The sequence below is a fragment of the Streptomyces sp. NPDC022910 genome (assembly GCF_055561075.1).
Map to the genome: position 1 here is coordinate 1 of NZ_JBVHHL010000118.1, position 8,046 is coordinate 8,046.

Consider the following 8,046-nt stretch of genomic DNA (forward strand, 5'->3'; position numbering starts at 1 on the left):
CCCCCCGGGCGAAGTGCACGCCGAGTTCCAGGAATTGCAACTCACGGCATGAATTGCTCTGCCAGACCCTGTCCGAAAAACGCGAGGCCCCTCAGTGTCCCGCTCTGCTCGATAATGGCCCGCGAGGGTGCATGCCATCTTCGTTGTCCGACGACACTGCGGTCCCCGACTCTTCGAGAATCTCCGTCGGGTCTGGCCTGACACCGTCCTGGGCTCTCGCCAGGGTCGCGCTGAGGCGGCCATCGTTGTCAGAGCCGCCAGCCCCGGCGATCAGCCAACCATCGCAAAGTGACCTCGCCACACCAGGTCTGGTGCTGGCGTAGGTACGGGGACCAGTCCGGCGCAGGCTGGGCTCCGGCGACCAGGAAGAAGCCGCCGAGGGCAGCAAGGGCGGCGTCAAGGCGTTCGCCGTCAACTCCGAGGGCCGTGGGGTGCTCCGAGAACAGCGTGGTGGCATCGTGCCCGTCGGCGTGTGCTGCCGACAGGAGAAGTACGAGATCGAACCAACTTGCCCCGAGGCAAGGCCAGTTCCAATCGCAGATCCATGCGCGGCTGTTCGTGTCGATCAGGACGTTGTCCTGGCGCAGGTCGTGGTGGAGGACTGAGTCGCCAGCGACGGCTTTATGCCATTGGGCTTCCAGCCCCGCCAATGCGTCCAGCAGGCGAGTAGGTACCCACGCGGGCAGGACGTCTGTGCTGGTGGCACCACCGGTGAGGTTGCGCCAATCGGCAAAGTCACTGCCGTCACCAATCGGTTTGAGCCCCACCATCTGGAGAGCGGCAGGTGGCGTGGACAGCGCCTCCGCCGTGGTCGTGTAGGCGTCGAGCGTGGCGGTCAACTCGTCGGGCCTCCACGGCGCACTGGGCATGCGCCCGCCGGCGACGGCATCGAACCCGAGCATCACCCAGCCGTCCTGCTCTTCGCTCCACCGCAGCCGCGGGGCCGGCACCGGCTCAGGCAATGCCTGGTTGATCAGCGCCTCTCGCCGGTAGCAGTCTGCGATGTGGGCCGAGTCGGCACTGTTGACGGCTTTGACGAACTCGGAGCTGGACAGCCCAGTGATCACCGCGGCGAAGCCTTGGGTGAAGCCGCTTCCGGCACTTGGCCGTGCAGAGGTTGCCCCGCCAAGTCGTCGTGAGATGAGCCGGCGGATGTGGCGGGGAAGGTCTTCCCAGTTGGGGCGTACCGCAGTGGAGGTGTAGGGCGGGCGGGGCGTGATGAGATTCGACATTCCGTCAGGGTGAAGCCATCGGGTGCCTTCTGCCACCGAAATTGAACTCGGGCACGGCAGAGAAGAGCCGTAGCCCCGACACTCCGCGGTGCAGTCTGCAGGGTTCCGCCCCTGCTGCAACTTCCGCGATCGACGCTGTGCCTACCGACGGGGTGACACCGCTGGATCTACCTGTCCTCGTCACGCCAGAATTCTTCGACGGGCTTCCAGCGCGCCACGCTAGCCCCTGCCGCCTCACCTGAGCGGAAAACTGCAGGCGCACTGCCTACAGCACGAGGGAACATGTGGCATGCGCCCGGATGGCTGGCACCTCACCGAAGACCTCAACAGTTTTCTCGCCCGAGCCGGAGACTTCCTGCGCTCGCGCCCCGACCTGCACACCGTTCCGCTGACGGTGACCGAGGCACTGCGTACGCGCGGGGCGGACGCGTACGGCGCCGAGGCTCCCGTCTTCGGTTGGCTGGAGCGGGCGGGCGAGGTTCGCGCGGCCTTCTTCCGTACCCCGCCGCGCCGTCTGTACCTCACGCCCCTCACTTCTGAGGAGGCCGACACCCTCGCCGGCCGCCTGGCTGGGCTCGGTGCCCTTCTCCCCGGCGTCAGCGCGGACCACGACACCGCCGCCTCCTTCGCCGAGGCTTGGCAGCGGCACACAGGCGCGAGACCGACGCTGCACGAGCAGGAGCGTCTGTACCGCCTGGGCACGCTCACACCGCCGGATCCGTTCCCTGAGGGTCGGGGGCGAGTCGCGGGCGAGGAGGACCGTGAACAACTCATGCTCTGGCACCGGGAGTTCGTCACAGCCATCGGAGGAACTCCCGCTGCGGACAACGGCTCATGGGCGGACTCGCGCATCGCTGACGAACGCGTCACGCTGTGGGAAACCCCGGACGGCACCCCCGTCTCCATGGCGGGTAGGACGCCCATGGTCGCGGGCCAGATCCGGGTGGCCCCCGTCTATACCCCGGCCCACCTGCGCGGCCGCGGTTATGCGGGCGCCGCGACAGTCGAGGTGAGCCGGGCCGCGCTACGCGCAGGCGCGGCGGAGGTCCTGCTGTTCGCGGACCTGGCCAACCCCACCAGCACCGGCCTCTACCAGCGGATCGGGTACCGCCCGATCGCCGACTTCGCGGTGTACGACTTTTAGCGGTGCCGCGCCGGAGATCCGTCGAAGAACTCCAGAGGGCTGCGGGCAGCGCAGCGAACACGTGGCTGGCGCGCAGCCTCGACGCCACAGCACCTGGACTCAATGCTTGCCTGCACCATGCGGTCCGTGGGGCATTAGATGGGCAGACCGAAGCCCTTGTCGGTGTGGTTGATGATGTCCTGGCTAGGGCTGGCGGACGCTTGTGGGTCGGGTGTCGGCGTGGCGGCACTCCGTGACTGGCGGTAACGCTGCGGCCCGCGTGCCGATCGCCACCTTGAGGGACCCATCGGCACGCGGGCCGTAGGGATAGATCCAGCCATTGGTCCGCATTAGCAACAGGGCCCCGGGTCCTCAGCAGATCCACAGATAAGGGGTGGCACGGTGGTGAGCCGAGGGTGGCATGACTTCGAACGCTTGCCGCGCCTGTGAACCGCAGCCTACCCACAGAGAAGGCTGGCGCTACTGCGGACACCGTGCGTTTCTCGATTGCGGACGACGTCGCAGCATCCATATTCTTCCGAGCAACGCGTTGACGGAGACGAGTAGCCAGGAATCACGCGAGTAGAGAGAGCCGCCAGCAGCTGGGAAGAAGGCGGTCTCGTGCCCCGAGGTGAAGACCCTCCTGAGCGCGGGGAGGAACGGCCCCGCCGTGGGGTCCAATGCCCCGCCGGCTGGCCCCCGTCACCGGGCCCGAACGAGGCCGCCATCTGTGGCGGCGAAAGTGCGGTGGTACCGCGAGTTGCCCTTCTCGCCCGCACTCCCAAGGGATCATGACGATGTCCTACGGAGGACTGCAATGATCCAAAGCCGCGTACACGTCTTCGACCTGCGAGAACATGTCGGCCGTACCGTATCCGTCTGCGGGTGGGTGAACACGCTCCGCCTGCAGCGCAAGATGCAGTTCGTCATCGTGCGGGACAGCACCGGCATGGCGCAGGTGACCCACAAGCGCGACGGCGGGCCGCTGGAAGCCCAGCTCGAAGCACTCACCCCCGAGTCCGCCGTCCGAATCACCGGCCGCGTAGTCGACGCCGCCCAGGTCAAGCTCGGCGGCCTGGAGATCGTCCCCGAAGCGGTCGAGGTCCTCAACCTGGCCGCCACGCCGCTACCGATCGACGAGCACACCGGCCTGGAGCAGCGCCTGGACTGGCGCTTTCTGGACGTGCGCCGCCGTCCCGCCACCCAGCTGATGTTCGCCGTGCAGACCACCCTGGAACAGGGCATGCGCGAGTACGCCTATGCCCAGGGCGCCACCGAGATGCACACCCCCAAGCTCATGGGTACCGCCTCGGAGTCCGGCGCGGAGGTCTTCAATCTGGGCTACTTCGGCCGCAGCGCCTACCTGGCGCAGTCGCCGCAGTTCTTCAAGCAGATGGCGATCGCGGCCGGCGTCGACAAGGTCTTCGAGATCGGCCCCGTCTTCCGCGCCGAGCCGTCGTTCACCTCCCGGCACGCCACCGAGTTCACGGGCGTTGACGTGGAGCTGGCCTGGATCGACGGTGTGGAGGACGTCATGGCGTTCGAGGAGCAGATGCTCGCCCACGCGATCGCCAAGGTCGCCAACACCCACGGCGAGGCGCTCGCCGAGCACTTCGGCGTCGAGGTCACCGTCCCCACCACGCCCTTCCCCCGCATCACCATGGCCGAGGCGCACGAGATCCTGCGCAAGGGCGGCTGGGACCCGGCAGGGGTCAAGGAGGACCTGGACCCGGAGGGTGAGCGCAGCATCAGCGCCCACATCCAGGAGGCCACCGGGCACGAGTTCGTGTTCATCACGCACTACCCGGTCGGCATCCGGCCCTTCTACCACATGCGGCCGGCTGACGACCCGAGTGTGACCTTGAGCTTCGACCTGGACTACCTGAATACGTTCAGGTACGGCTGCCCACCGCACGGTGGCCTGGGCATGGGCCTCGGGCGGGTGCTGATGGTGCTCTCTGGAAGGGGCTGGAGGTCACCACCGGCGCCCAGCGCGAGCACCGGTACGACGTGCGCTCGGTCTGGAGTCGATCCGCGAGGCCACCTTCCTGTTCCGCGGACCGAACCGTCTTACGCCGTAGCTGCACGCGCCTCTTGCGCTGACATGCCTCGGGTTTCAGCCTCACGGTGTACCCGACGAAACCGGCTTCCGATCGTCCGGTGAGGTGGAGAAGTATGACTGGTTGATCTCGCGCACTACAGTGCGGGATGTGCCGCGCCTATTTGTTCTTTTCGACCTGGACAACACCCTCGTGGACCGACGGGGAACGCTGGCCGACTGGTCTTCCGAGTTCACCGCTCGGCACGGCCTGGCTGAGGAGGAGCAGGCGCACGTGCTGGGCATGGTGGCCGAGCGTGCTTACCCGTCCACATTCGAAGTGATCCGCGCCCGATATCGGCTGCCCATGCCGCCCGACGAGTTGTGGCGCGCGTACTGCGTCGACATCGCGGCCTCGGTGTCGTGCCCGGCCGAGATCCTCGATGGCTTGGACGAGCTGCGTGGAGCCGGCTGGCGGGTGGGGGTAGCGACCAACGGTGCGGTGGACATCCAGCAGGCCAAGCTGAGGACCACCGGTATCGCCGAGCGTGTGGACGGCGTCTTCGTCTCCGAGGAGGCTGACGCGCGCAAGCCGCAGCGCGAGCACTTCGCCCTGGCTGCGGCCCGCTGTGGCGTCATGCTGGGCGATGGCGGCTGGATGGTCGGAGACAACCCGGTCAACGACATCGGCGGCGGAAGCTCCGCGGGGCTGCGCACCATCTGGGTCGGTCATAGTCGCTCATGGCCACTTGCCGACCCCGCGCCCGACCACACGGTGCCGCACGCACGCGCCGCCATCGACTACCTGCTTCTGCATGGCGCCGACCACGCGAGGGCCACGGCATGACGTACACCGTCGGACTGCTGCACCCCGGCAGCATGGGATCCGCCTTCGGCTCCCAGATGCGCGACTGCGGCCACACCGTTTTGTGGTGTCCAGACGGACGCAGCGACGCTACCCGCCGCAGAGCTGAGCACGCGGGTCTCGAATCCGAGGCACTGCCCGAGCTCGTCTCCCGCTCCAGCGTGTTGCTCTCCCTATGCCCACCGGCCGCTGCGGAGGAGGTCGCCGCCCAGGTGGCCGACTTCGGCATGGTCGACACGGATACGATCTATGTCGAAGCGAACGCCGTCGCTCCGCAGCGCGTGCAGCGTATCGCCGACTGCCTGGGCCCCGTGCCGGTCATCGATGCTGCGGTGGTCGGATCGCCTCCGGTGGGCGGCAAGACCCCGATGCTCTATCTGTCTGGCCCCGGTAAGCAGACTGACCGGATCGTTGAACTCTTCGCGGGAACCGATGTGCGGACCCACGTCCTCGGTGACACGATCGGCCAAGCATCCGCACTCAAGCTCGCGTACTCCAGCTACCAGAAGGTCTCTCGTGTCCTCGCTGCCGTGGCGTACGGAGCCGCTGAGTCGTACGGCGTCGCGGACGAACTGCTGGTGATTGCGGCCAAGCGCACCCGCAGCTACCTCGTGGAGACCGACTACATCCCCAAGACCGCAGCCCGTGCCTGGCGCTGGGGCCCGGAACTCGAGGACGCGGCAGCTCTGCTCTCTGACGTCGGCTTGCCGGACTCCCTGATGCACGCCGCTGCCGCGACGCTCGCCCGGTGGGACGGCAAGAGGGACGAGCAACTGGAAATTGCCGAGGCCCTGGAAGCCCTGCACGATTAGCAAGACCTGGACGACCCGAGTTGAGCTGCACAAACCGGGGCGCCGGCATCCTGGCTGTCAGGCGTCCGATGACGCGGTGCGGACGATGACGTCGATTCTCTTGGCTGCCTCCCGGGGCGCCGTCGTATCTGTGTCCACACGCAGATGCCACTGAGTCTGCGGATGGGCCGCAAGATCGGCCTCTGTGGCGTCCCATGCAGTCAGCCGATCCGCCGTGTCCTTGTCGCCCCGCTGCGGTGAGCGTAGGGCGGTGGTCTCCTTGGAGCACCACAGCAGCACGCGCACCCAGTGCGCAGTGAATAGGGAGGAGACCTGCCCCATGCCCGTCATTTGCCCGAGGTGGATGACGGGGATCCGGCCACCCTCCATGGCGTTCTCGAGGCCAGGCCGATCGACAACGTAGATGTTGCCGTACCGCTCGTTGCGGTAGATGACGTCGCCGCGTGCCTCCAGGGCGGCCAGCTGTTCCGGCGTGCCCATTCGGTAGCCCTTGGTGTTCCCCTCCCCGATCTTGAGTCGGGCGAACCGGACGTACCGCGCGTCGAGTTCGGTGAGTACGTCCGTGATCGTGTCCTTGCCTGCCGCCGGTGGCCCGTACAGCAGGATGCCCCTCCTCATTGGAACACCGTCCCGAAGACCTGACGTACCTGGTCCGTGAGCGATATCGCGGCGCCAAGGCGATTGTCGACAACCAAGTGCGGTACTACGGGCCGCAGCTCGGGATCGATTCCGACGGCGTACGCATCCCAGTTGTGCAGCTTCCAGCTGTCCCGTGCGGCGGAACGGAAGCTGATGTACTCGTACATGGTGTCGATGTCGCACTGGATCCAGACGACAGCGACGGTGACGCCACGTGCTTCGCAGCGATTGATCAGGCGCCGCATCCACCGAGGATCGGTGATCTCGGCGATGAACGGTGCGGTGAGTACCGTGCTGATCGCGCAGTCGATGTTCGCGTAGGCGGTCTCCAGCAGGCACTGGTATTCCAGTGGGCGGACTTTCTCCCGGTAGAGGTCGGTGTGCCGGTCATTCGGGTCGCTGCCCATTTCTACGAGGAGGCGCTCGACGAGGGGGCGCGTGATCGGGTCCTTGTCGAGGACGGGCCAGCCGGTGAGCTGGGATATGAAGCGAGCGAACTCCGACTTCCCGCTGCCTGCGTACCCCCCAACCATCATCAGCGTCGGCTTGTTTGGGTCGCCGCCGGTGTGGCGGCGCTTCCACGCATCGAGGATGCGCTGCTGTATGCCTCGTCCGTCGGTGTCCTCCGTACCAGGCGAGAGCTGAAGCAACGCCCGCTCCACAGCCAGCACGTGGGCCCCGTTGTGCGGTTCGCTCGACTCGGTGAACTTGAGCTTCCTAGCCTCGTCAGGCAGGGCGTTGCGGAAGCCGAGCTCAGGCTCGGTCGCGCGGTACAACAGGCAGTACGCGCGGCGATAGTGCGGTCCGGGATAGACCTCGCCCTGCTCGTGCTGCCACAGCGTCTGGAAGTTGGCGGCCGGCACCGCGAGTCCCGCAGCCCGTGCCACCTCGCGCAGTTGCTCGCCCGCGCCTTCGAGCGTCAGGCCGTGGGCTTCGCGTTGCTGCCTCAGCCTGTCCGGGCGCCACCCCGGCCGACTCTTCCCCACTGCGCCTACCGCCTGCCCATCCCTGGTCATGATCCGGAGCCTAGGTCAGCCTCTCATGAACGCATGTGAAAGCGGATGTTGAAAAGTCAGGTCCTTCGGCCATGAACGGCTGATGAGCAGCTTCGGTAACGGCTCGTGATACTCCGCACGCCTCCGGAACGCTGTCATGGTCACACCGACGTGACCGTTGCAAGCCCCTCGCCCTCCATGGCGATTAACCGATGGAGCCTCACCATGCGCTGCTCGAGGACGTGCGTCTGAGGTGCCCCGAAGTTTCCGGACAGGGACCCAATAGGATCTCTACGTAAGGAAACGAGAGGCAAGACGTGGCACCACCCAGTAAGTACTCGC

6 protein-coding genes and 1 pseudogene are annotated in these 8,046 nt (G+C 66.8%); 4 read left to right on the top strand and 3 right to left on the bottom strand.

The window, feature by feature from the left end:
* Positions 1-248 precede the first annotated feature (248 nt).
* Entirely contained in the window at positions 249-1,232 is a 984-nt protein-coding gene (locus tag ACZ3TS_RS41910; protein WP_467628192.1) for a phosphotransferase family protein, read from the bottom strand.
* A gap of 289 nt (positions 1,233-1,521) precedes the next feature.
* Here ACZ3TS_RS41910 and ACZ3TS_RS41915 point away from each other — a divergent pair, with 289 nt between their 5' ends.
* The 4 genes and pseudogenes from ACZ3TS_RS41915 to ACZ3TS_RS41930 all read left to right on the top strand — a co-directional run bounded on the left by ACZ3TS_RS41915 (position 1,522) and on the right by ACZ3TS_RS41930 (position 6,070).
* Entirely contained in the window at positions 1,522-2,376 is an 855-nt protein-coding gene (locus ACZ3TS_RS41915) for a GNAT family N-acetyltransferase (RefSeq protein WP_467628194.1), read from the top strand.
* Positions 2,377-3,172: 796 nt separating this feature from the next.
* Positions 3,173-4,436 (top strand): annotated as a pseudogene (locus ACZ3TS_RS41920) (amino acid--tRNA ligase-related protein).
* 84 nt (positions 4,437-4,520) lie between these two features.
* Positions 4,521-5,240, top strand: coding sequence for an HAD family hydrolase (locus ACZ3TS_RS41925; RefSeq protein ID WP_467628197.1), 720 nt, complete (start codon positions 4,521-4,523; stop codon positions 5,238-5,240).
* A complete protein-coding gene (locus tag ACZ3TS_RS41930; protein WP_467628200.1) occupies positions 5,237-6,070 on the top strand; it encodes a DUF1932 domain-containing protein in 834 nt (277 codons plus the stop codon). Before ACZ3TS_RS41925 ends, ACZ3TS_RS41930 begins: the two co-directional genes overlap by 4 nt.
* A gap of 57 nt (positions 6,071-6,127) precedes the next feature.
* Here the strand turns inward: ACZ3TS_RS41930 and ACZ3TS_RS41935 are convergent, their stop codons facing one another.
* A complete protein-coding gene (locus tag ACZ3TS_RS41935; protein ID WP_467628203.1) occupies positions 6,128-6,688 on the bottom strand; it encodes a guanylate kinase in 561 nt (186 codons plus the stop codon).
* Positions 6,685-7,725, bottom strand: coding sequence for an AAA family ATPase (locus ACZ3TS_RS41940; RefSeq protein ID WP_467628206.1), 1,041 nt, complete (start codon positions 7,723-7,725; stop codon positions 6,685-6,687). The genes ACZ3TS_RS41935 and ACZ3TS_RS41940 overlap by 4 nt, the downstream gene beginning before the upstream one ends.
* Between the last annotated feature and the right edge of the window lie 321 nt (positions 7,726-8,046).

Bases quoted from the DNA above. Each gene is read 5' to 3' on its own strand.
- ACZ3TS_RS41910 (WP_467628192.1), bottom strand. From the start codon at position 1,232: ATGTCGAATCTCATCACGCCCCGCCCGCCCTACACCTCCACTGCGGTA.
- ACZ3TS_RS41915 (WP_467628194.1), top strand. From the start codon at position 1,522: ATGCGCCCGGATGGCTGGCACCTCACCGAAGACCTCAACAGTTTTCTC.
- ACZ3TS_RS41930 (WP_467628200.1), top strand. From the start codon at position 5,237: ATGACGTACACCGTCGGACTGCTGCACCCCGGCAGCATGGGATCCGCC.
- ACZ3TS_RS41935 (WP_467628203.1), bottom strand. From the start codon at position 6,688: ATGAGGAGGGGCATCCTGCTGTACGGGCCACCGGCGGCAGGCAAGGAC.
- ACZ3TS_RS41940 (WP_467628206.1), bottom strand. From the start codon at position 7,725: ATGACCAGGGATGGGCAGGCGGTAGGCGCAGTGGGGAAGAGTCGGCCG.